This window comes from Vibrio fortis, from assembly GCF_024347475.1.
GTDB lineage: Bacteria > Pseudomonadota > Gammaproteobacteria > Enterobacterales > Vibrionaceae > Vibrio > Vibrio fortis.
Genome location: NZ_AP025488.1, coordinates 1,128,134 through 1,152,295, shown reverse-complemented (window position 1 = coordinate 1,152,295; position 24,162 = coordinate 1,128,134). Strand labels below are relative to the sequence as shown.

22 protein-coding genes are annotated in these 24,162 nt (G+C 41.8%); 14 read left to right on the top strand and 8 right to left on the bottom strand.

Annotated features, from left to right (window positions below):
• Positions 1–21: 21 nt before the first annotated feature.
• Entirely contained in the window at positions 22–459 is a 438-nt protein-coding gene (locus OCV50_RS19615) for a DUF3069 domain-containing protein (RefSeq protein WP_150869563.1), read from the bottom strand.
• A 131-nt stretch (positions 460–590) separates the two neighbouring features.
• Here OCV50_RS19615 and OCV50_RS19610 point away from each other — a divergent pair, with 131 nt between their 5' ends.
• Positions 591–1,562 carry a diguanylate cyclase response regulator gene (locus tag OCV50_RS19610; RefSeq protein ID WP_239840023.1) on the top strand — a complete coding sequence of 324 codons (972 nt, stop codon included), beginning with the start codon at positions 591–593 and terminating at the stop codon, positions 1,560–1,562.
• Between the two features lie 151 nt (positions 1,563–1,713).
• On the top strand, positions 1,714–2,694 hold the full coding sequence (locus tag OCV50_RS19605) for a Solitary outer membrane autotransporter beta-barrel domain (RefSeq protein WP_390905176.1): 981 nt from the start codon (positions 1,714–1,716) through the stop codon (positions 2,692–2,694).
• Positions 2,695–2,715: 21 nt separating this feature from the next.
• Here the strand turns inward: OCV50_RS19605 and OCV50_RS19600 are convergent, their stop codons facing one another.
• A complete protein-coding gene (locus tag OCV50_RS19600; protein ID WP_261904339.1) occupies positions 2,716–3,960 on the bottom strand; it encodes a GGDEF domain-containing protein in 1,245 nt (414 codons plus the stop codon).
• A gap of 232 nt (positions 3,961–4,192) precedes the next feature.
• Here OCV50_RS19600 and OCV50_RS19595 point away from each other — a divergent pair, with 232 nt between their 5' ends.
• The 9 genes from OCV50_RS19595 to OCV50_RS19555 all read left to right on the top strand — a co-directional run bounded on the left by OCV50_RS19595 (position 4,193) and on the right by OCV50_RS19555 (position 12,665).
• Complete coding sequence (locus tag OCV50_RS19595; RefSeq protein WP_032552521.1) at positions 4,193–4,555, top strand: late competence development ComFB family protein; 363 nt, start codon at positions 4,193–4,195, stop codon at positions 4,553–4,555.
• 50 nt (positions 4,556–4,605) lie between these two features.
• Entirely contained in the window at positions 4,606–4,887 is a 282-nt protein-coding gene (locus OCV50_RS19590; protein WP_239840021.1) for an HlyU family transcriptional regulator, read from the top strand.
• Positions 4,888–5,188: 301 nt separating this feature from the next.
• Positions 5,189–6,736: a Re/Si-specific NAD(P)(+) transhydrogenase subunit alpha gene (gene pntA / locus OCV50_RS19585; protein ID WP_261904338.1), complete on the top strand. Its 1,548-nt coding sequence runs from the start codon at positions 5,189–5,191 to the stop codon at positions 6,734–6,736.
• A 12-nt stretch (positions 6,737–6,748) separates the two neighbouring features.
• Positions 6,749–8,128, top strand: coding sequence for a Re/Si-specific NAD(P)(+) transhydrogenase subunit beta (pntB, locus tag OCV50_RS19580; RefSeq protein ID WP_261904337.1), 1,380 nt, complete (start codon positions 6,749–6,751; stop codon positions 8,126–8,128).
• 178 nt (positions 8,129–8,306) lie between these two features.
• Positions 8,307–9,761 carry a sensor histidine kinase VxrA gene (vxrA, locus tag OCV50_RS19575; protein WP_390905157.1) on the top strand — a complete coding sequence of 485 codons (1,455 nt, stop codon included), beginning with the start codon at positions 8,307–8,309 and terminating at the stop codon, positions 9,759–9,761.
• Complete coding sequence (gene vxrB / locus OCV50_RS19570) at positions 9,736–10,395, top strand: response regulator transcription factor VxrB (RefSeq protein ID WP_239840007.1); 660 nt, start codon at positions 9,736–9,738, stop codon at positions 10,393–10,395. Before vxrA ends, vxrB begins: the two co-directional genes overlap by 26 nt.
• A gap of 2 nt (positions 10,396–10,397) precedes the next feature.
• Positions 10,398–11,285 (top strand): DUF2861 family protein, encoded by an 888-nt coding sequence (locus tag OCV50_RS19565; RefSeq protein WP_261904336.1) that lies wholly within the window; start codon positions 10,398–10,400, stop codon positions 11,283–11,285.
• A gap of 51 nt (positions 11,286–11,336) precedes the next feature.
• Complete coding sequence (locus OCV50_RS19560) at positions 11,337–12,473, top strand: conjugal transfer protein TraF (RefSeq protein WP_261904335.1); 1,137 nt, start codon at positions 11,337–11,339, stop codon at positions 12,471–12,473.
• Positions 12,474–12,515: 42 nt separating this feature from the next.
• Positions 12,516–12,665 carry a YoaH family protein gene (locus tag OCV50_RS19555; RefSeq protein WP_239840004.1) on the top strand — a complete coding sequence of 50 codons (150 nt, stop codon included), beginning with the start codon at positions 12,516–12,518 and terminating at the stop codon, positions 12,663–12,665.
• 840 nt (positions 12,666–13,505) lie between these two features.
• Here the strand turns inward: OCV50_RS19555 and OCV50_RS19550 are convergent.
• The 3 genes from OCV50_RS19550 to OCV50_RS19540 form a co-directional block, all read right to left on the bottom strand.
• Positions 13,506–14,051, bottom strand: coding sequence for a helix-turn-helix domain-containing protein (locus tag OCV50_RS19550; protein WP_261904334.1), 546 nt, complete (start codon positions 14,049–14,051; stop codon positions 13,506–13,508).
• Between the two features lie 289 nt (positions 14,052–14,340).
• Positions 14,341–14,652 carry a stress response translation initiation inhibitor YciH gene (yciH, locus tag OCV50_RS19545; protein WP_032552543.1) on the bottom strand — a complete coding sequence of 104 codons (312 nt, stop codon included), beginning with the start codon at positions 14,650–14,652 and terminating at the stop codon, positions 14,341–14,343.
• Positions 14,653–14,658: 6 nt separating this feature from the next.
• A complete protein-coding gene (locus OCV50_RS19540) occupies positions 14,659–15,033 on the bottom strand; it encodes a DUF3319 domain-containing protein (protein ID WP_261904333.1) in 375 nt (124 codons plus the stop codon).
• Positions 15,034–15,133: 100 nt separating this feature from the next.
• Here OCV50_RS19540 and OCV50_RS19535 point away from each other — a divergent pair, with 100 nt between their 5' ends.
• Positions 15,134–16,099, top strand: coding sequence for a tyrosine-type recombinase/integrase (locus OCV50_RS19535; protein WP_261904332.1), 966 nt, complete (start codon positions 15,134–15,136; stop codon positions 16,097–16,099).
• Between the two features lie 29 nt (positions 16,100–16,128).
• On the opposite strand, the gene OCV50_RS19530 is transcribed toward OCV50_RS19535, so the two are convergent.
• Both OCV50_RS19530 and OCV50_RS19525 read right to left on the bottom strand, forming a co-directional pair.
• A complete protein-coding gene (locus OCV50_RS19530) occupies positions 16,129–17,124 on the bottom strand; it encodes a D-alanine--D-alanine ligase (protein WP_261904331.1) in 996 nt (331 codons plus the stop codon).
• 173 nt (positions 17,125–17,297) lie between these two features.
• Positions 17,298–17,867: an SPOR domain-containing protein gene (locus tag OCV50_RS19525; protein ID WP_239839995.1), complete on the bottom strand. Its 570-nt coding sequence runs from the start codon at positions 17,865–17,867 to the stop codon at positions 17,298–17,300.
• 216 nt (positions 17,868–18,083) lie between these two features.
• Here OCV50_RS19525 and OCV50_RS19520 point away from each other — a divergent pair, with 216 nt between their 5' ends.
• Positions 18,084–20,768, top strand: coding sequence for a bifunctional acetate--CoA ligase family protein/GNAT family N-acetyltransferase (locus OCV50_RS19520; RefSeq protein WP_261904330.1), 2,685 nt, complete (start codon positions 18,084–18,086; stop codon positions 20,766–20,768).
• A 16-nt stretch (positions 20,769–20,784) separates the two neighbouring features.
• On the opposite strand, the gene OCV50_RS19515 is transcribed toward OCV50_RS19520, so the two are convergent.
• Entirely contained in the window at positions 20,785–21,672 is an 888-nt protein-coding gene (locus OCV50_RS19515) for a LysR family transcriptional regulator (protein WP_239839993.1), read from the bottom strand.
• A gap of 240 nt (positions 21,673–21,912) precedes the next feature.
• Here OCV50_RS19515 and OCV50_RS19510 point away from each other — a divergent pair, with 240 nt between their 5' ends.
• Positions 21,913–24,045: a TonB-dependent hemoglobin/transferrin/lactoferrin family receptor gene (locus OCV50_RS19510; protein WP_261904329.1), complete on the top strand. Its 2,133-nt coding sequence runs from the start codon at positions 21,913–21,915 to the stop codon at positions 24,043–24,045.
• Positions 24,046–24,162: the final 117 nt, after the last annotated feature.

Here is a 24,162-nt window from a genome sequence, read left to right as displayed (position 1 = left end):
TAATAGATAACCTTGAACTCACTATTTAGTGAAAACTTCTTTAAAGTCACGCTTCAAGATTGCATCACGACGAGCTTTCTTGATCTGTTTAACCATGTCTTTCACACAGTTGTGAAGAACTTGGTCAAGAAGTTGAGCGCGGTACTCTTCTTTCTCTTCGTCAGTCATGCCTTCTGGCAGTTTAAGAGTTGGGAACTCTTCCATAACGTTAATACCAGCAAATGACTGGCTTACAGAGATTAGAGCGTGGAATTGTTCGAAGTTGTCTAGAACGTTCTGTGCGCTTGCTGGAAGACTATCCCACGCTTCGCGTACTGCTTCTTCAGACACTTCGTGAATAGAAGTAACCATGTTGTGCATCTCTTTTGGCACTTCATCAAATTCGATAACTTGACGTAGCTCTGGAGAGATAGTGGTTAAATCGATTTCTTGTTGCTCGTTGTTTGTAGCGTCTGACATAGTATTTCTCTTCAAAAAGAAACAATGCTAAAAAGATCTGTAAAAAAGTCAATATAATATAGAGACGACCGCATGAATTAGCGCCAGTTTTAGGCTATTTTCATAGTTCAACACAATATAAAGGTGACGTAATGGCAGAAATGGGATCATCAATGCGTATATTGCTCGTAGATGACGTGCAATTAGATCGAATGCAGCTTGCTATACGCCTAAAGCAGATAGGTCATGAAGTTGAAGCGGTAGGCAGCGGTAAAGAGGCCTTAGAAATCTATTCCCAGTGTGATCCCGAATTGGTACTGCTCGATATTAGTATGCCAGATATGGACGGCTTTGAAGTCGCGAGAGAAATCCGTCGCCAGTTTCCTGACTGGATCCCAATTATCTTTTTAAGTGGTCACGATGAACCAGAAATGATCGCTAAGGCGATTGATGCTGGCGGGGATGACTATCTGATCAAGCCCGTAAACAAAGTGGTATTGAATTCAAAACTTATTGCCATGCAGCGTATTGCCGCGATGAGACGAGAGTTGAAGCAAAGCACCGCTAAACTGGAAGAGCTTAATCTGCTGTTGAAACAACAAGCCAACGAAGATGGACTAACCAAGCTCTATAATCGCCGTTATATGGATACTAAACTTGAAGAGAGTATTGCGTGGCATGGGCGTAGAAAAGCGTACATGACCATTATTCTTCTTGATGTCGACTTCTTTAAACCATACAACGACAACTACGGCCATATCCAAGGAGACAACTGCCTGCAAGCCTTGGCAGGAGCCCTGAAAAAGCTCTTTGTACGGGCTGGTGAGTATGTTGGCCGCTACGGAGGGGAAGAATTCATCCTGATATTGGGCGATACGGACAGAAACTTTGCAGAACAACAAGCTCAGCGTATTCAAGAAGCACTTGAGAAGATAAACCTGAAACATGAACATTCAACCGTGTCAGATAGGGTGACAGTGTCACAGGGTGTGTTGACGTTTGTCCCAACAGGGGATGAATCAATCGAAGGAAGCTATCAGGCGGTTGATAATGCGCTTTACTTGGCTAAAGAAGGCGGTCGAAATACATACGTAATGCGTGATATCGCAGAAGTGAATCGATAACACACCTTATGACTCCTTAATACCAAGCTGTATATGTTCTGAAAATTATGTTTTCGATAAATAAAAACAGTGGAGGTCAATGATAGTCTAGTGATAAAGTCGGCCGCCATTTTTATTGGTTGTTGCTGTTTTTATTGATTATTAATTAAGGATTTTATTTTTGGATCTTCGGTATTTATCTCTCGTTTTGTTCGTTCCAGCCATGGCTTGTGCAACGAGTTTAAATGACGCTACGAGAAAGGAGCTTGAGCAAAACTTCGCTACTAGTGTTTTGCTAAGCGACTCAGACGTATTTACCTTTGGTTTTCATAATTTTGATCCTAACAAAGTCTTTAAAATCGACAATGAAAATATAGGTACAACCGAGTCCCTTAGTCGGCGTAAAAACATTGCTGCGCTTAGTTTGCCTTACACTATCGCTTTGCCATCTTATATCGAAGATAATCGACAAGAGCTTACACTACGTTTATCTGCGCTGAGTATAGATCAAGACATCGACTTAGCGTCAGGCAAAGCCCCAGATGCCTTGAGTGAGTATGTTATATCCGGTTATTTTGAGTTTGCAAACGTTAATGAGCTCGATGAAAACTGGAGCGTAAGCACGGCGATTGGTAACCATATTTCTTACTACAATAACGACTATACATACCGTAGCGGCGTATTGGAGCCTTATCGCAGCATACTTGATGGTTTTATCGTTAACACTGATGCTTGGGCTTACATAGTAGAACCTAACATCAAACTGACTTATCAAGATCTGCACAAGTGGGGGCGAATAAAATTAAGCTCAAGCTGGCATTACTTTTATGGGTATGGTTGGGGTGAAGCCAATAACGGCGATGTAGGGAACCCAGAAGGTTGGTATCTCGCCAATGAAATCAAAGTCTTTTATGATCTGGTGTCGTGGCGTGACAATGTCACATCGATGTACTCCAGTGTAAAAAGAATTGATGTAGGAGGAGATACTTCAGCTCCCCTTGGTACACACTCATATTATGAAGCAAGCTTAGGGTGGTTATTAGACCCAGATTTACTCAATGATTGGGTCGATAACGTTGGAATAGGGTTCACCATAAACTACGGGAGCACCCTTAAGGGCGGTAGCCTAGTGGTATTTTTCAATCAAGATTAAACAATGTTAGATACCGATTATCTAATCTTTACTAATAGATAATCGGTTACGACCCGCTTTCTTTGCCTTGTACAAGGCGTTGTCCGCAAGTTTCATCACTTCTTCTGGCTTCTTAGTCGTCTTACTGTCCGCTAAACCGATACTTACTGTCACATTAACGATTTTTGAAGCTACAGGCCCACGACCACGGTTTTTACTTCCCGTATCATCGCAGTTAGGGCGCGCATGATTGTCGCGTATTACGATGTCGTAGGCTTCAATGTCTTTAATTAATTCGTTGAGGTGTCCAACCACCTGCTTAGCCTGTTTGCGTCGGTAGATGATCGTAAACTCTTCGCCACCATAACGATAAATACGAGGGCGGCCTGATGCTAACTTCATTCGACTGGCAACCAGTTTGAGAACTTCATCGCCGATATCGTGACCGTATGTATCATTAAACGATTTGAAATGATCAATATCGAGCATGGCTAAAGCGTACTTACGACCTAGATGCTTCATGTCACTCTCTAGCGCATGACGGCCAGGGATATTGGTTAATTGGTCATTAAATGCCAGCGCATGGCTTGCAGACATCATGTAGATGATGATCAACACGCCTGACAAAGAGAAGAGTGTGCTGGAGATGTATTGTACGTCAAAGAAAATAAACGTTGAGCTCGCCATAACAATAGAGCTGTATACAACAACGTCAATAGGGCGGTTGTACATCAATACTAAGATGGCCGTTAAACCAGATAACCCAATGCTGTACATTAACAGTACAAACGGCAGTTTAGATAAAGAAGTAAAGCTAAACAGGATGCCCTCACTCCATGATTCAAAACCCCCAGCATAAAAGTGAGTAATAATCAGTTGGGACCACGCGATAAAAAGCCCAATGGCGAGCAGGTAGAACCCAGTTGTTCTTACTGATAAGGCTGTATCGGGAAATGCATAGACCAACAAACAAGAAACAGGAAGCAAAGCTGCTAACAGAGAAAGCTCTAAAAGTGTTGTACCTGTGTTTAGAGGGCTTTGAAGACGTGTTTGTATCACAATATACGCAATAAGCATCGCGATAGAGACCATCGCCATACGACCTTGTTTAAAGGTAAAGCACAAGATCCCCGCTACAGACAAAAGAATGTAAGGGAGATTGTTGGCGAAGCCATGGTTTGATTCCGTAATTAAGATGACGTTGTTCATACCAACAAGCAGTATGCTGAGTAGGAGAAGCGGAAAACAAAAACGGAATAAACTAGACGTGACAAACGAAGATGACATTTATGTAGAGTGCCTATCTAAACTGATGATTCTATAACTAATACTAGTAATGTAGGATACGGCTTAAATTCCAATTGCCAAGCTTTTTACCTATTTTTAGATAAAAACATAGTGATGGATTGTGAATAATGCAACAAAGTGAGTATGTTTATTGTTGATATTATTGGTATAAACAACTAAAAGTTAAGTAGAACTGACTCAGTCACTAATGTGAATCATGGAGAGATAAAATATGCAGATCAGTGTTGACGTTCATAACTATATGGAAACACTTGTCGGTCAGGTGCTGACGACAGAAGAGTATGTCTCAAGTTATTCTCAAGAGCAGTTAGCTGATCTTGCGTGCTTGGCTCTTGGACAATTGAAACCTATCTATATCCGTTACGATATTGATTTTTTAGCCGCGTTACCTGAAGAAAAGCTCGTACTGTATAAAAGAAATAGTGAGATCGCCGTCAAAAATGCAGAAGCGATGATCTTAGATGATCGACGAAAAAATCGCTCTCAAGATATTCCAGTTATCTTCTCACATCACAATTTTGACGATGATGTTGAACTGGATTGGTATGAAAAGCCACTGTTGAAGAACACCTAGTCGTGATACGTTAAGAGAGTCCTTGGTTGTTCAATTAGGAGTATAAAAACGTGGGATTTTTTTCAAAGCTATTTGGAACTAAAGAAAAAACCGAACAAGCCGCTGTTGTGGAACCAGTAGAGTATAAAGGTTTCAATATCTATCAAGAAGCATTGGCCGAGTCCGGTCAATATAGAGTCGCTGGGCGTATCGAGAAGGAAATTGATGGAGAAGTAAAATCTCATCGTTTCATTCGTTCTGATGTTGTTTCAAACAAAAATGACGCCGACGAACTAATGCTGAAAAAATCTCAAATGTTTATCGATCAAATGGGCGATAACATTTTTAGCTAGCCAATTAGGGTTAGACTTGATGTTGGTCATAATTTTAAGAGCCTTCAGTGTATATGCTGAAGGCTCTTTTTAGTTTTTAAGGAAAAAGAACAGCTAGATGGTTGTTATTTAAGGGATTAATTTTAAGTGGTTTGACCTCTTAGCCTGAATTGGTTGTCTTTTAGTCTCTCAAAATCGATGGATTTACGTCCAATCCGTTATATGTAATAACTTTTTCTGTTCTTTGAATAAAACGCTTGAAGTATTAGTTGTCGTTAGATACAAACGAATAAGTCATTGTGCCAATAGTCAAGGAATAGCTATGCAAATTGGTGTACCAAAAGAAACCCTCGCAGGTGAAACGCGAGTCGCTGCTTCTCCAAAGTCGGTAGAACAGCTTTTAAAACTAGGATTTGAAGTTTGTGTTGAGACGCAAGCAGGTGCTTTAGCAAGTTTTGATGACTCAGCTTATGAAGAAGCTGGCGCTAAAGTAGTCTCTGCGGAACAAGCTTGGGAGTCCGATATCATTCTTAAAGTCAACGCTCCTATTGTTGACGAAAATCTCGATGAAATTGCGCTTATTAAAGAAGGGGCAAGCCTGATCAGTTTTATCTGGCCAGCTCAAAACCCTGAATTAATGGAGCAGTTGTCTAGTAAGAACATTAATGTAATGGCAATGGACTCGGTGCCACGTATTTCGCGTGCCCAAGCATTGGATGCATTGAGTTCAATGGCCAATATTGCCGGTTATCGTGCTGTCGTTGAAGCAGCCCATGAGTTTGGACGTTTCTTTACTGGCCAAATCACAGCTGCTGGTAAAGTGCCACCGGCTAAAGTATTGGTTGCGGGTGCGGGTGTTGCAGGTCTAGCTGCAATCGGAGCAGCTGGTAGCCTAGGTGCGATTGTTCGCTCATTTGACGTTCGTCCAGAAGTAAAAGAACAAGTCGAATCAATGGGCGCTGAATTCTTAGAAGTCGACTTCCAAGAAGATACAGGCGCAGGTGATGGCTATGCCAAAGAGATGTCTGATGAATTCAATAAGAAAGCAGAAGAACTCTACGCAGCGCAAGCAAAAGACGTTGATATCATAATCACAACCGCACTGATTCCTGGTCGTCCTGCACCGAAGCTGATCACGAAAGAGATGGTAGATAGCATGAAGCCGGGTAGCGTGATTGTTGACCTTGCTGCGGCTAACGGTGGTAACTGTGAATATACGGTTGCTGACCAAGTCATCACAACGGCAAATGGCGTTAAGGTTGTGGGTTATACCGATATGGTAGGTCGCCTTCCAACCCAGTCTTCTCAGCTATACGCAACGAACCTTGTGAACCTACTTAAACTTCTTTGCAAAGAGAAAGATGGCAACATCAATATCGACTTTGATGACGTTGTTCTTCGTGGCGTAACAGTAGTGAAAGAGGGTGAAGTAACATGGCCTGCACCACCGATTCAAGTTTCAGCACAACCTCAGCAGGCGAAGCCTCAAGCGGCTCCCGTTGAACCTAAAGTTGAAGAACCAAAATCTCCAGCTAAGAAGATTGCGGGTATGGCAATAGCGGTTGGTGCATTTGCATGGATCGCGTCTGTCGCGCCTGCTGCGTTCCTGTCGCACTTCACGGTATTTGTACTGGCTTGTATTGTTGGTTACTACGTAGTTTGGAACGTGAGCCATTCTCTACATACACCACTTATGTCGGTGACTAATGCTATCTCAGGCATCATTGTTGTTGGTGCGTTACTTCAAATCGGTCAAGGCAGTGGGGTTGTTACCTTCTTGTCATTTATCGCCGTGTTAATTGCAAGCATCAACATATTCGGTGGCTTTACCGTTACCAAACGTATGCTTGAAATGTTCCGTAAAGACTAAGGAGTATAACGGATGTCTGAAGGATTAGTACAAGCAGCATACATTGTCGCTGCTGTATTCTTTATCATGAGTCTTGCTGGGCTTTCAAAGCAAGAATCTGCACGTGCTGGTAACTATTACGGTATTACTGGTATGGCAATCGCTCTGTTTGCAACGATCTTTGGTCCTTATTCAGAAGGCCTAGTGTGGATCATTATTGCCATGGTGATCGGTGGCGGTATCGGTATCCACTACGCGAAGAAAGTGGAAATGACAGAGATGCCAGAACTGGTTGCAATTCTACACAGCTTTGTAGGTATGGCAGCGGTACTGGTTGGTTACAATAGCTACATTGATGCGCCAGAAGCGGCGACGCACGCAGAGCATGTGATTCACCTTGTGGAAGTTTTCCTCGGTGTGTTCATTGGTGCTGTGACCTTCACTGGTTCAATTGTCGCATTTGGTAAACTGCGTGGTGTTATTTCATCATCAGCGTTGAACATTCCTCACAAGCATAAGTGGAACCTTGCTGCGATTGTGGTTTCAACATTGCTGATGATCATGTTCGTTAAAGCAGACGGCAGTATGTTTGCTCTGATCGTTATGACGTTGATCGCTTTTGCATTTGGTTACCACCTTGTTGCGTCTATCGGCGGTGCAGATATGCCGGTAGTGGTTTCAATGCTTAACTCATACTCTGGTTGGGCAGCGGCGGCGGCTGGCTTCATGCTAGCAAACGACCTACTGATCGTAACGGGTGCACTAGTAGGTTCATCAGGTGCAATTCTGTCTTACATCATGTGTAAGGCGATGAACCGCTCATTTGTGAGTGTTATCGCTGGTGGCTTTGGTCAAGAAGTAACAGTTTCTGGCGATGCTGAAGAGCAGGGTGAACACAGAGAAGCATCTGCTGAAGAAGTCGCAGAGATGTTGAAAGGCTCTAAGTCTGTAATCATCACTCCTGGATACGGCATGGCGGTAGCGCAAGCGCAATACCCAGTACATGAAATCACTGAAAAACTTCGTGCTCAAGGTGTAGAAGTTCGATTTGGTATTCACCCAGTAGCGGGTAGGTTACCGGGTCACATGAACGTACTCCTTGCAGAAGCTAAAGTACCGTACGATATCGTTCTAGAGATGGATGAAATCAATGACGACTTTACTGAAACCGATACTGTTTTGGTTATTGGTGCGAATGACACAGTTAACCCTGCAGCATTAGAAGATCCAAACAGTCCAATTGCAGGCATGCCTGTACTTGAGGTTTGGAATGCGCAAAATGTTATCGTATTCAAGCGTTCAATGAATACGGGTTATGCGGGTGTACAGAACCCACTGTTCTTCAAAGACAACACACAAATGTTGTTTGGTGATGCGAAAGAAAGCTGCTTAAGCATTTTAGAGCACTTATAAGAACCAGTACTGCACAAAAGGGACTCAATTGAGTCCCTTTTTTTGGTAATGACTTTTCCATTAATATTAATCTTCACCGAAGAATTGATATCAGTTATCGGAATAGGACGGTTAAAAATTTATCTTTGATAGCGAATGGTATATATTTGATTTATCTGTATGAATTAACGCTTGGCTTGTGACGATTAAACAAACACTATCAATTATTACATTAAGCTTTTTCGCTTCAGCAACTGCTTTCGCTGATTCGTTGCCTGAGCGTATCGACCATTTCACCAAGTTGTTTGATCATGAAACAGCGGTAGAGTCCTATGATATTCGAGTTCTACAGGCCGACTATCCAACCAGCTTAATTATGCCTTCAGCCATGCTTCCTCAAACGGCAAAGTATCCTCTGAAGGACATTCAAAGACTGTATCAATTATCGAAAACATGTAGCGGTAAACTGCCTCTAAGTCCTTTAATTACAGAGCCTTTGGTATTTACGAGAGCCATGTGTAAAGGAACGGTCTTATCTGATCGTTGGTTTAGTCGCAGTGGATTGATTCACCCCGGTGGCGGTTCATACGCGGCGCGTTACGTTGAGCAATACCCAGAAAAGTTCGAGTCGTTAAAGCGATTCATGCACATTCAAGAGCGACCAAATGAAGATCATGATGAACTTCTAACTCGCTTAAAACACATGAACAGTGAAGCGATTACCGCGTTGCTGGCCGGTGCAAGCATGTTTGTCGAACTCGATGAACTCTGGCTAAAACGTGGCGACCGTTACTATTTGTATCAAGAGCCGGTTTGGACGGAGAATGCTCAGTTAGCGGGCCTTTCGTACCGTCTATCAGACGATGACAAAAGCTGTTTTGTGCAGCGCGGTAATATCTGTTGGGAAATTGAAGATCACTCAGAGTTACTGCAAATTGCGATGATCATTCTTGTCGTCGCGAACATTCTTTTGGTGATTGGTTGGTCCATCTATCGTTGGAATGTACGTAAACAAGAGATGAAGAGTCGTATGTTGGTTTTGCAAATTCTAACGCACGAACTCCGTACTCCAATTGCAAGTTTATCGTTAACGGTAGAAGGTTTTAGGAGAGAGTTTGAACACCTTCCTGAAACGGTTTATGACGAGTTTAGAAGGCTTTGTGAGGACACTCGTCGTTTGAGACAACTTGCAGAAGCGAGTAAAGATTATCTGCAATCCGACAACCAACCATTAGCCACAGAGTGGGTACCAAGTGTTCAGGAATGGTTGGAATTTAAAATTGAAGAAGAGTTTGGCCCTGACATCAAACTTGTTATCAACCAAGATATCGCTGCAAAAGTAAACGTTTATTGGTTAGGAACTTGTATTGATAACTTAATAAGAAACGCGGTTAAGTACGGAGTTCCACCAGTTACACTCGATCTCACGACTTCTGACAAGAAGCTGACATTCAAAGTGATAGATAATGGAGACTTGACCCGCAAAGACTGGGGGCAGTTACGCAAACCGTTTGTAAGTAAAAGCGGTCTTGGTTTAGGCCTAACGATAGTTGAATCTATGGTTGGGAAAATGGGTGGACACATGACTCTCATCGGGCCCCCAACAACATTTATTTTGGAGATACCTTGTGAAACAGACATTGCTTCTCGTTGAAGATGATAAAAACTTAGCTGATGGTCTTTTAGTTAGCCTAGAGCAAGCTGGATATGAATGTTTGCATGCAGAACTCATCTCTGAAGTTGAAGGTTACTGGGAACAGGCAGACCTAGTCATCCTAGACCGTCAACTTCCAGATGGCGACTCAGTTGATTCGCTGCCTGGTTGGAAAAAGAAAAAAGATATTCCAGTTATTTTATTAACGGCGTTAGTGACAGTAAAAGACAAGGTTGCTGGCTTGGATTCTGGCGCTAACGATTATCTAACAAAACCGTTTGCTGAAGCTGAGTTGTTTGCGCGTATTCGTGCTCAATTGCGCTTACCTGATGCAGAAGACCAAGATACGTCTAAAGTCATCGCTCAAGACCTTGTTATTGATAAAGCAACACGTGAAGTCTTTTTTAAAGATCAAGAAGTAACGCTTACTCGTACTGAGTTTGATTTATTGCTGTTTTTAGCAAGTAATCTAGGTCGTGTATTCACACGTGATGAACTGCTTGACCACGTTTGGGGATACAATCACTTCCCAACAACTCGAACGGTAGATACACATGTACTGCAGCTTCGACAAAAACTGCCTGGCTTAGAAATTGAAACTCTACGTGGCGTCGGCTACAAGATGAAAGCGTAATAATGAAACGAAAAGCACTTCCACTGTTATTGATGGCAATGACCAGTTTACCAAGCTCGGCAAGTGAGTGGTTTACGGGTAGTAATGCATTAACACAGGTACACAAACATATCTTAAATGATGACCTAGCGTCGATGTTTGATTCGTTAGTGGAAGTGTGGCAAAGCAATACGTCTAAGGTGCGAGAGCAGCACCTTAACGAACTATTCAATCAGGCGTTAAATAAAGACTGTGGTAAAACCCTAACCAAAAATACCTTACCTGATTGGATCAGTTCTGTCGTGATTAAGCGACACATGATTCAAAGCCCGGGTCGAGATACGTTCCGTTTGGTTATTGACTTAGAGTCGAGTGAGAATATTCAAAATATATCGCTCGATAAGTGGGTAGATAAAGCGCTATCTTCCGACAGTCAAATGACCAAGAGTACCAAGAAAGTCGAGAATAGTGACGCTTTTCTCTATAACAAACGTTACAACTTATCCTCTCCGCTTCAATCTGGTTTGTATCGTTTAAGCGTAAAAGTGGAAGACGGTGCGACTTGGAGCACTTGGGTGATCTTTGGTGAAGTGAAACTCAAACAGCAAGTTCGTTGGGCTTCGAAAGATTCTTGGCGTATCGATAAAAAAGAGCTGTTAAACCCGTATTGCCCATTACCGCGTTTGGAAGTTGGACTTTACGACTATGTGAACGAGAAATACGAACGCGTTTGGGGTAAGAGCTACGAGTCTGACTACCCAATGCAACTCAAAGGCGAAGACATTCCAAGTGATCGCTATGTTCTTGCCGTTTCTATGGCTCACGCGCGTTGGCAAGGTGATATAACCATCGAACAGACACAAACGATAAGTAAAACGTATGATATTTCTAGCGAGGAGGAGTTAAAGTAAATTACAATCATGCCGATAACAATGTAAAGGACTTAACAAAGAACTATCAGCATGAACAAAACGATAAAACTACTCGCAACGTCAATAGCCTTAGCTAGCCTTCCTGCTACAGCAGCAAACTATGCCATCGAAGCGCGCGGAGACGCTATGGGTGGTGTTGGTGTTGTATCAGCTAACTTCTTAACAGCTCCATTTTATAACCCCGCTTTAGTTGCTATTTATCGTCGTAACGACGACTTAGGTATGATCACACCTAGTTTTGGTGGTAGCTACAATGACCCAGATGATATGAAATCGAACATTGATGCTGTGTTAGATGCGTCAGGTTCAGATATTACAACGGCTCTAAATAAACTCGATGGAAATCAAGCCAATTTTGATTTAGGCGGTGTCGTCGCATTTGCAATTCCAAACCAATTTGTTGCTGCAAACGCGTTTGCTAAGGCGTACACAGAAAGTTATGTTACTCCTGATGTATATACGAGCGGGAGTGATAGCGACAACCTTCAACGCTCAGCTGTTGAAGCCGTATCGGTAGGTGTTACGGAAATCGGTATATCTTTAGCAAAGTACCAAACATTTATGGGACAACACCTGTCATTTGGTGTAACTCCAAAAATCCAACGTATCTACACTTATAATTATGTAGCGACGATTAGTGACTACGATCTATCAGATGTGCGTGAGAATGATGATGGAAATACAGAGTTTAATATCGACGCGGGCGCATTGTGGTTTTTTGGCCCGTTTAGAGTTGGATTTTCTGCGACAAACTTGTTAGCTCGTGACATTGAAACTAAAGACACAACAAGAGAGTCTGTTGCAGGTTCAGGCCACTATATTGGTGGCAAGTACTCGTACAAACTTGAGCCAGTTTATACTGTAGGTGCTGGTATTGTTGCAGACTACTTTACGCTTAGCGTTGACTACGATATTAACGAGGCTGAAAAGTTCACGAGTTTTGATGACAACGAGCAGATGATTCGCGTTGGTACTGAAGTAGATATCTTACGTCAACTGAAACTGAGAGGAGGGTACTATAAGAACCTTGCTTACTCTGATTCAGAAGGGACGATTACAGCCGGTGTTGGACTATCTCCTCTAAACCTATTCCAACTCGATATTAGTGCAAACTACACTAACGAAAACGCGATGGGCGCTTCAATCAATTTCCTTGCTAGTTACTAATAGTCTCTATATAGTTCAGCTCCTAAGTAAAAGGAGCTGAACATGCTAAACGATTTGCCAACACTGACACATGAAGAACAGCAAGCAGCTGTAGAGAGAATTCAAGAATTAATGACTCAAGGTGTCAGCACAGCAGAAGCCATCAAGATCGTGGCTCAACAAATCCGTGAAGAATCAGAAACTAAAGAGTAGGGCATCAGCCCTTCTTTTTTATCACACTAACGCACTATAACTAAAAAATCCTTTCTACCTAGCGAACGCATTAACCTCCACATATCGCCGTCAATCCGCACTCGACTAGATAAAAGCCTCTTTAATCAACATTTTAGTTAAGCATACTCTGCTAGCTAAAAATCAACGCGGCATTGCGTGTAATAAAATTACGTAATGGCAATCACAAGAGGTGTTTGCATAAAATCTAGTGTCATGAATATTGACAGTAATTTCAAGTTATTGAATTTTAGTAAGATTATTGTGTTTAACTCATTGCTTTTAATAAGCTGTTTTCAAATAGGTTCCAGTTCCTACTCCTTAAGCCAGAGGCAAAAGGTGGAGATTAATTAGATCGTGTTGTTGTATAGAAGCGTTAATTAGGTGAATGGCAGGAACCTTCTAAACTCAGTATGTATGTACATTGAGTTTGGGAATCAGCTTTAGGATTCGTTATATCGAACGTATCTATCGACTCGGAAAGAGCCACTCTCAGTTGTCGTTCTATTGTTCTGTGACAGTGTAGCGAATTATCTTTCAAGTAAACGGTTGAGCTTCTTACAACTTCATCGAAAGATGACTAATACAAAATAAGTTACAGCGTAATGAAAGTCTCAAATTCAAAGCATTTATTCAGAGCTAGACTAAACGTTATAAGCCTTACTAGAACGATTTTGCAAAAAACAAATACAACAGGTCAATGCATGGGATGATACATTTCATTACAACGTAACTTAATGATAGTTGGCGGAGTCGTTTGCATTATCTAATTGAGTCAGTTTCACCAGAGCGAATGCTTGTGAGAAGTCCGATAAACACTCATTACAAATGGGATTCGGACTCACTGAATCGCAGGTTCATCAACTGGCCAGTTGCATGATTGATGAAGACCAGAAGGCAACACTTATCGCTACGGCCTTCAAACCAATCATGGTGTGAGCCATCAATTTGAACGAGCTTAAGGCAATAGAGAGACTGGTAGATTCTAGGCTTTCGCTTCAAGTATGGGACCCAAATCCCATCAGCGATCATCCATTGGCGAAAAGTTTCTTTTGAAGCAATCAGATTATGGTGCTCACAGAGATTTACTAGCGCAAACGTGGGTAAAAAATCGAAATAGTGTTCACGTACAATCCTTAATACTTCAGCTCGAAAGTTATCATCATAGCGTCGGTTGCTTGGGCGACCGCGGGCTGCATGTACCAAGCTTTGCGCACCATAAGTTGCTAACTGGCTCAGCAGTCGTCTGACATGTCGAGTTGAGACATTTAAAATGTCCGCAGCGTCAACTTGTCGTAAGCGTTTTTCTTGAACATCCGTTAGAACTTTGAATCGATTTATCTCGTGATCACTCATAGTAATTAACATCAATTTAGTCCTCAAAGCCAAACAATGTTTTAAGCTTAGAAGGACATTTTAAAGTTGCTCAAACCGGACATTGCTATATTGCTCTTACATCTTGACTGCGCATTATGTATATTATGTTAAATGATTGGTGTTATGAATAAGGCAGAGCTCTACCTAGATACCCTGCCTTACTTCAATCTTGGTCTTACTGCGTGATATTGATGTTATTTAACCAAAGTGCTTATTTACCATAAAATAGCTAATATCTAATGATAATAATCTTCGATTCTTAACTTTAATATTAGCAAGATTAACCACCGGCTAATTTAACTTTAAGACCTTTCTTTTCAAGATGCGCTTTGATTTTATCGCGAGCATCACCTTGAATTTCGATGTTGCCGTCTTTTACAGAGCCGCCACAACCGCAAACTTTTTTAAGTTCCGCCGCCATTAACTTCAGTGGCGCGTCATCTAGGTCTAAACCCGTTACAACAGAAACGCCTTTGCCTTTACGACCTTTAGTTTCTCGTTGAATTCGAACGATGCCGTCGCCTTTAGGACGCTCGACTTTTTCTTCCTCAGGTTTAATACGACCCGTTTCTGTGGAATACACTAAGCTCATAGTTATTTACTTCTTTTGTTGTTGCTGGGCTTTTTGCTTTGCCACCAAATAAGCTTCGATGTGGCGCTGTATTGCGGTTTTTGACCCTTTAATAAGGCGACCGTTAAACATACAGTACCAGGCATTAGGTTCGCCGGTATCGTTCTTGATTTGATAGCCATTAAAGTTTTCTGCTAGGCCACCAGAACCTGCACGAGGTTTGTTTAATGAAGTGAACTCTTTTGGATCAATGATAGATGCAGTGTCAATCCACCAATCGATGCTCTTCTTCAAAGCGGTCAAGTTACCTTGAATTGCGTGGTTTTTTAATTTTGCACGCCAAATAGTATTCGTCGCATCTGTTGATTGCAGATGAACTCCTCGATAAATCGAATTAGCCATATCTATGAATCATCTTTCTGTTTTCACTACACTAATCATAAGTGTACTATTAATGATATCAAGCATAATATGATAAAAACACCTGATCAGGTACGGTAATTTGAGAAAAAAAGTTCCGGTTTTGACCGACCCTTCACAAGTTAATTTCTTTGTTGATAAGCTAAATAACGAGGTTTCACTAGATGTTATAGATGAGTTGACCGACAATCAATATTCTAGAAACTCTCTGCTAGGTATATTTTCAGATTGGAACCGTTACTTAGCGTTTTGTCTCAAACATCATATAAATACGTTGCCAGCGTCAGTCACCGCTATTCGTCGTTTTTTGGAGATCGAGGCGCAGGACAGAAAATTTGCCTCACTCAAACGTTACACTGCAACGTTGTCACTTCTACATACAATATTGGGCTTCCCTAACCCAATTAAACACAAACAGATTCGGTTGACCTTGGTTCAATTGCAGATCTCAAAATCGGGTGATGCTAAACAAACCAACGCGATGACTTACCATCATTTAACTCAACTCAACAAAATACTCGATAGACCCAATGCATCATTTAAAGATGCTCGTGATATTGCAATCTACAATGTCATGTTTGAATGCGCGCTTAAACGCTCAGAGCTAAAGGGATTAAAGTCCAATCAAATTTCAATCAATGAAGGCTCTGCTTGCGTTGTCTTGTCTGATTCAACTTATCAACTATCTGACATTGCGACTAAATATGTTCAACGTTGGATTGAGATGAGTGGCTCTTTTGAAGAACAACCTTTATTCCGTTCTATTGATCGTCATGGCCATGTGCACAGTGAGCCTCTTGATGACTCTTCTATTTATAGGATTGTTAGGCGTGCTAGTGATTTACTTGAATTATCAGGAAGCTTAAGTTTTTCAGGTAATTCTATTCGCGTTGGGGCTACACAAGAACTTGCAAAACAAGGGATGAACATACGAGAAATACAGGATTTTGGTCGATGGATGAGCCCAGTCATGCCTGCTCAATATCTTGGCCATTTCGCAAAGTCAGAAGAAGGGAAAATTATATTTAAGGAGATTATTCCGTGGTAGTCATGAGCACTACCACGGAAAACGTAAGTCTATTTTAGGCTAGTACGAACACAGTTTTCGAGGAATGAGCTGAAGGAGTGGCCATTATGTTCTACCATCTTAGGGAACATAGAGATAGGTGTCATTCCCGGGAAGGTATTCACCTCGTTTAGGTAAATTTCATTATCTTCTGTTAGGAAGAAATCAATGCGCGAGAGATGGCGTAGTTTCATCTGAGTAAACACTTTACGTGCATCGTTATCAATCTGATCGAGTTGTTCTTGAGTCAGATTCGATGCTTCAACTTCCGTTGTCGAATGGCTATCTGCACCATATTTCTCTTCATACGTATAAAACGCCCCATTTGGCGCGATAACTTCACCAGGTTTACTGATGTAAAGTTCACCGTCCATCTCATATGCAGCGACTTCTAATTCACGAGGTACAACGGCTTTTTCTACTAACACTTGATCAGAGAAAGTGAATGCTTTGTTGACGGCTTCCTCTAGCTGCTCACTTTCGGTTACTTGGTAACAACCGACTGAAGAGCCTTGTCTTGCCGCTTTGACAAATACTTTGCCCCACTTTTCGAATGCTTCTTTTGCAGCAGTATGGCTTTGCTCGTTATTGTCCGATAGGAAAAGGTATGGTGTGTTTGCGATGCCTAGAGCGTCGTACCAAAGTTTAGATGTGATTTTATTGAAGCTGTTATTACTTGCTTCTGAACCACAGCCTAAGTACGGAATCTTTGCCATTTCAAACAAAGACTGGATATCCCCAGTTTCACCTGGAAAACCATGGATACATGGAGCAATGAAATCGATTTTAGTTTGATCTTTCTCACCGAACAGTATTTGATTGTTGATGTCTAAGTAGACCAGTTCACCAGAATCAAGACACCACCCTTCACTTTTAATCTCAACACGTACGACATTGAAATCTTCAATTCGATTTAGTTGTTCGAAAAGATAGCCAGCTGATACTAACGATACTTCATGCTCAGATGAGCCGCCGCCGCATAAAAGAAGAATATTTGTGGTGTTCATTATTTCTTTCGGTCCTTGAGAACTCGGTTCATTTCACTCAATGATAAACAAATAGAGAGAGAGTTTCAGTATTTAGAAGATGAAAGTGTTGATATCAGGCTTAAGCGTTCAACTATTGCTCGAATACAACGATAAGAGAAAAAGAAGGAGCCCTAGGCTCCCTCTTTCTATGGTTAGTTCAGCTTATTCAAAGTTGGGTATGCTGAGTTCTTGATCTCGTCGATGCTCTTAACAAACGGCTTCAAGTTCTGGAATGTTTTCGGAAGAGTTGAGATCGCTTGTTTTGCTTCAGCTTTCGTTGCGTAATCACCGTAAAGTACCGTGAACCATTTAGTACCGTTCACTACTTTGTAGTTTTCCCAAACAGGTTGAGACGTTGTTGGAAGCTGATTTACAAAAGAGTCCACTTTGCTTTGACTGCCTACAGCGACAACTTGAACGGTGTAACCAAAGCGCTGGTTCATTTGTTGCTTCTTCGAAGGACCTTTCACAGTTGCAACAGGTTTTACTGTTGTCGTTTGAGTTACTTCCTGTTTCACAGGTTCAGTTTTAACAACGTTCACAGTTACATTTTCTTCGCTGACGCCTGAGCCCATTTGGTCTGATTTTGACACAACCGGAGCTTCAACTTGCGCAGTTTTGTACTCTTCTTGATAACTCTCTGAAGTCACATCCGTAATGTAGTTTTCTGATACACATGCAGCCAGCAGAAGTGGCAGAGTCGCAATTGCAATTTTTTTCATGGAAAGCTCAACGTCCTTAATAAATAACTACTATAAATCATGCCGATAGCTCGGTATAGAATCAAGTTAACTTTGATATTATACACAATTTGTGGGTGACCTATTTCACAAACTTAATCGCATATCGCATACATGATCTAATTTCGATGAAATTCCCATCAACCTGGTTATTAAAAGTACGCTAGGATGATGAGGTGTTTATTTGAAGGAAGTATTATGACCCCACTCGACTCGTTACTTAAACCTCGTTCAATCGCCGTCATTGGAGCATCAAAGCGAGAGTCTAGAGCCGGCTATATCGTAATGAACAACCTACTTCATGGTGACTTTAAAGGTGCTGTCATGCCAGTCACTCCAAAGTATGATTCGGTCGCGGGGGTTCTGTCCTACAAAAATGTTTCTCAGCTCCCTATTACACCAGATCTCGCTATCCTATGTACCCACGCGTCACGCAATATACAAATTTTTAAAGATATTGCAGACAAAGGAATTCGCTCGGTGATTGTACTTTCATCCGACATGCACCAAGTTACCTCTGAAGGCACAACGATTGAGTTTGAATGTTTGCGTATCGCCAAAGAGCATAATATTCGGGTTTTAGGCCCCAACAGCTTGGGGATCATACTTCCTTGGATAAACCTTAACGCCTCATTTTCTCCTGTATCTGCATTACCAGGAAAAATCGCTTTTGTTTCACAATCTGCAGCTGTGTGTACCACAATTTTAGATTGGGCTAATGACAAAGAGATCGGCTTTTCTGCTTTTATTTCAATCGGTAACGGTAGTGATATCGACTTCTGTGAACTACTCGATTATCTAAGTACGGACACTCATACTGAAGCAATACTTCTTTATATAGACACCATTAAAGACGCGCGTCGATTTATCTCTGCCGCACGAGCAGCATCACGAAACCGAAGAATATTGGTTTTAAAAGGTGGCCGTACAGAACGAGGAAGAGCAGCCGCAATCGCTCACACTGGCGGTGCCGACACACTCGACATTATTTATGATTCTGCGATTAGGCGTAGTGGGATGTTACGCGTAAAGAACATGCACGAATTGTTTGCAGCTGTGGAAACATTGACGCATTCAGTGCCGCTTAGAGGTGAGCGGCTAGCGATTGTTACGAATGGTGGAGGCCCAGCAATCATGGCGGTTGATACCTTATTTGAGCGTGGAGGCAAATTAGCCGAACTTTCAGAAAGTACTTATCAAAAACTGAATCAGCGACTGCCTGAAAGTTGGTCTCACAGTAACCCAATTGATATTGTGGGCGATGCAGGAGAACAACGCTACATCGATACCATAAACACACTACTCGATGGAGATGAAGCCGACGCTATTTTAATTATGCATAGTCCATCAGCCATTGCGCATTCGGCTCGTACTGCCGAGAAGATCATTGAAGCGATTAAAAAGCACCCAAGGCACAAGCACTTCAATATATTGACGAACTGGTCTGGTGAACTTACAGCCAAACCTGCACGAAAACTCTTTACCGATGCGGGGATTCCTACCTACCGCACACCAGAGAGTTCAATCGTCGCATTCATGCACTTAGTTGAGTACAGACGAAATCAAAGACAGCTAATGGAAACTCCAACAACAGCAGAGAAAGTTCATATCGATGATCTGGCTGATGCTAAAAATTGGATAGACACACAACTACTGGATAAAAACACAGTAGTTCTTGATACACACCAAAATAGCCAATATTTTAAGCACTTTAACTTAGATGTACTGCCGACTTGGATTGCATCTGACCCGAGTGAAGCAGTACATATCGCCGAAACAATCGGCTACCCAGTCGCCGTAAAACTTCGTTCACCAGACATTCCACATAAGTCAGATGTACAAGGCGTTATGTTGAACCTAAGAAATAGCAATGAAGTTGCTAATGCAGCACAAGCTATTTTAGATCGAACACAACTCTCCTACCCAACTGCCAACATTCATGGTTTGTTGATCCAAGGAATGGCAAAACTTGCCGGTGGACAAGAACTTAGAATTAAAGTCACTACTGATGAAACATTCGGCCCTATCATCCTATTGGGTCAGGGTGGTTCTGAATGGGATGAATCGTTAGATGCGGCAGCTGCATTTCCGCCACTCAACATGACGCTTGCTCGCTATTTGATTATCCGTGCTATCAAGAGCGAAAAGATTCGTTTACAGAAACTCCCTAACCCTATCGATATTGAAGGATTGTCTGAACTCTTAGTTCGAATATCCCAAATGGTTGTAGACTGCCCCGAAATAAAGGAGCTGGATATACATCCAGTATTGGCTAATGGAGACAAATTTACCATTCTAGATGCAGATATCACGCTGGAACGCTACAAAGGTGATGCGCAGGAAAGGTTGGCGATTCGCCCTTACCCTGTAGAACTTGAAGAAACCATTGTACTAAAAGATGGTTCTACTGCTCTTTTACGGCCAATACTGCCTGAAGATGAGCCTATCCATGCTGACTTTATCAGTAGAGTATCGAAAGAAGATCTTTATAAACGTTTCTTTAGCGATGTTGGGGAATTTAACCACGAAGCGCTCGCGAATCTAACACAGATTGATTTCGACAGAGAGATCGCCTTTGTCGTGATTAAAGAAGAACAAGACGCTCAATCAATCATTGGTGTATCAAGAGCATTAATAAACCCAGAAAATACCGATGCAGAGTTCGCCATATTAATACGCTCAGACTTAAAAGGCGTTGGGTTAGGCAAAGTCTTAATGAAAAAAATCATCGATTATTGTCAGTCTAAAAATACAAAACAGATATCAGGGATGACTATGCCGACCAACCGAGGCATGTTGATGCTTGCACAGAAGATGGGATTCAAACTCGATATCAGTTTTGAAGATGGTACGGCTGATATGGTATTACCACTTCAGCCTTAATCGACGATTAACCAGTTTATTTGAGCGGCCAAGTCTTTTTAAGGTGTTGGATACACCAAGACTTGGCATCGCCCATCTTATTACGGCGCCAAGCTATAACAATGTCGACGCTCTGTTTTTCTGTATCTGCAATTTGCTTAATCAAGCCACTATCGATCAGAGGTTGTGCGACAACTGTCGGTAACGTTCCGATTCCTAACCCTGCCGTGATGGCTTCCACCTTCGCTGCAAAATTAGTCACCGTCATCCTTGGTTGGCGCTCAAGGATGTTAACACTAATAGCAGGCTTATCACGTGCCGTATCGGCAATAGCAATTACCCTGTAACTTTCTCGAGCCTTCTGATCGAACTCTCCAGCACGTTTATGTACATAATGATCGCTGGCAGCGACCCACATCATTTCAAGCTTACCAATGACTTCACTTTTCATATCACTAGGAATAGTTTCCATCTTAGGGCAAACCAACAAATCGGCTCTATCGTCAATTAACGACTCCCAACACCCTGCCAGAATCTCCTCTTGGAGTTTCACTCGAGTCTTGCTGATCTTTCCAAGTTCATCTATCAGTGAAAAAAAGTTAGCAACAGGAAGAATTCCATCAAACGCGATTGTTAGATCAAGCTCCCACCCATTAGCTAAGATACTGGCTTCATTCACTAGCCTCTCGGTTGCGCCCAAAATCAAACGCCCTTGCTCTAATATGAGCTGCCCTGCCTCTGTAAAATTCGCTCGATGCCCGGAACGGTCGAAGATCATGATATCGAGATCTTGTTCAAGCTTTTGAATTTGATAGCTCAACGACGAGGGTGCTCTGTCAAGTTCATTGGCCGCAGCCGCAAAGCTACCACGACGACTAATCGCATCCAAAATGTGTAAAGCTTCTAGGGTAATTGGACTCTGCACAAGCTACTTCCTCATGTATTTTGTGATGAAAATCACATCAATCGCACTTTCATTGAACTAATTTCAAGTTCAAAAATGAGCTTAAATTATTGATAGAAAAGAATTTTAGTCAAGGAGCATAGATATGTAAACATTAAAAAGCTCAATAAATCGCAATGATAACAATAGTAATTCTCATTTGGATCCAATAGAATGGCATGCGCCCAAGCAACCTACTATGGATTTTAAGGTTTCAAAAAAATGTATAAAAAATCACTATTGTCAGCTTCCATTATACTAGCTGTTTCCCCTGCTCTTCACGCTGAAGAATACTCACTTTTTGACGAAGTTGTTGTTTCTTCTACTCGTACGAACCAACAATTAGAAGATGTTGCTGCGTCGGTTGCTGTAATCAACGACAAAGACATCGAATCTAAGATGATGAACAGCGTTGAAGATTTATTCCGTTACACCCCTGGGGTTACGGTAACAACAAACTCTCGTCAAGGGATTCAAGGGATTAACATCCGTGGCATGGAAGGTAATCGCGTAAAAGTTATCGTAGACGGTGTATCACAAACTAACCAATTTACTCCGAGTGGTACCCAGCAATATAACTTTATTAATTCTTCACGTGTTGATGTCGATGTTGACATGCTGAAATCTGTAGAGGTTGTAAAAGGTGCTGCATCGTCACTTTACGGCTCTGACGCTATCGGTGGTATTGCCGCATTTGAAACCAAAGATCCAAGTGATTTCTTAAAAGGTCGGGATTTTGGTGGACACGCTAAGTTTAACTACTCTTCAGCAGACAACACTTTTAGTGAATCAGTTGCTCTTGCAAATCAGATCGGTGATCTAGAAACGCTTGTGGCTTATACACGACGTGACGGAGAGCAAGTCGATAACTTTGGTTCACCTGACGAACAAGAGAGCCAAAATAACAACCTTCTCGTAAAGCTACAGTACCAATTAACTGACAATCATCGTTTAGAGTTTACAGGGAACTTCATTGAAAACTCCGGTGATACAGATTTACAAAGCGCGAGCTATAGCAATTACTACGGTGAAGATTCGACAAGCCAGCAACAGGTTGGCATCAAACACATCTGGAATGCTAACCTAGCGTTTGCTGATGAGATTACTTGGCAATTAGATTGGCTAGCTAAAGAAGAAAATGGTGTTACTCATCGTACGTCGAATGGTGGTAGCCCTTATTTACCACCAGCAGGTAACGTTCAGAAAAAAGACTACATCTATTCTGATGAAGGCTATCAATTTGATGTTCAACTCGACAAGTTCTTCACTACAGGTAATGTAGAGCACTACTTCATTTATGGTGCAGCGTACTCAGATAAAGACATCAAAAACGTCAATAAAGAGTATAACTCGATCAGTGCTGATCAAACGATCTTTTATATCCCGGCAGCATCAGAGAAGAAATTTGGTTTGTTTGTACAAGACGAGATGACGATTGGTAACTGGTTAGTTACTCCTGGTGTACGATTCGACGGCTTCGAAACTAACCCAGGTGACACAAGTCAAAACCCAAGTGGCAATCCAGCAAGTGATTACGCTAAATACTCAGATTCTGCTGTTACTGGACGTCTAGGGACAACATATACCCTAAATGACGAAAACAAGATTTTTGCGCAAATCAGTCAAGGTTTCCGTGCTCCTGATTTCCAAGAGCTTTATTACTCGTTTGGTAACCCTGCTCACGGTTATATTAATATCCCGAATCCAGATTTAGAAGCTGAAGAGAGCATTTCGTACGAACTAGGTTGGCGTCACAACACTGACTTGTCGTCGTCTGAAGTCGCTGTTTTCTATAGTGATTACAAGAATTTTATCGATAGCCAACCTATCAGTGGCACTGGCAGCCCAGCAGACCCAACAATTTACCAAAGCATCAACATAGATGAAGCAGAAATCAAAGGTATTGAGGCTTCAAATACCCTTTCATGGAACAGTTTCATGCCGGTACAAGGTATTAGTAGCCGTTTAGCTGCTGCATACACTGAAGGTAAAGATGGTAAAGGTAATCCTCTTAACACCATCAACCCTTGGAATGCCGTTGTTAGCCTAAATTATGATGCTCCAAATTCACCATGGGGTACATCGATTGACGTTAACTATACAGCTAAGAAAAAGTCATCTGATATCGATAGCACTGGTTTAACTTCTCCGATTCGTGAAAATGCAGCGTCTACTGTCGTTGACTTAACAGCTTACTACATGCCAATGAAAGATTTGACGCTTCGTGCTGGTATCTTCAATGTTACAGATGAAGAGTACTATGAGTGGAATGATGTTCGTGGTTTCTCACAAGAAGACAAAGATTACACGCAACCTGGGCGCAACTGGTCTGTTACTGCGAAATACGAATTCTAATAAGCTTTACCAAGCTTAAAATACAAAAAAGCCAGCATATCTGCTGGCTTTTCAATATTTCACTTAAAATTGTAATAAAAAGGGGAAAGTGAAATTACTTTTCTGCCATTTCTTTCT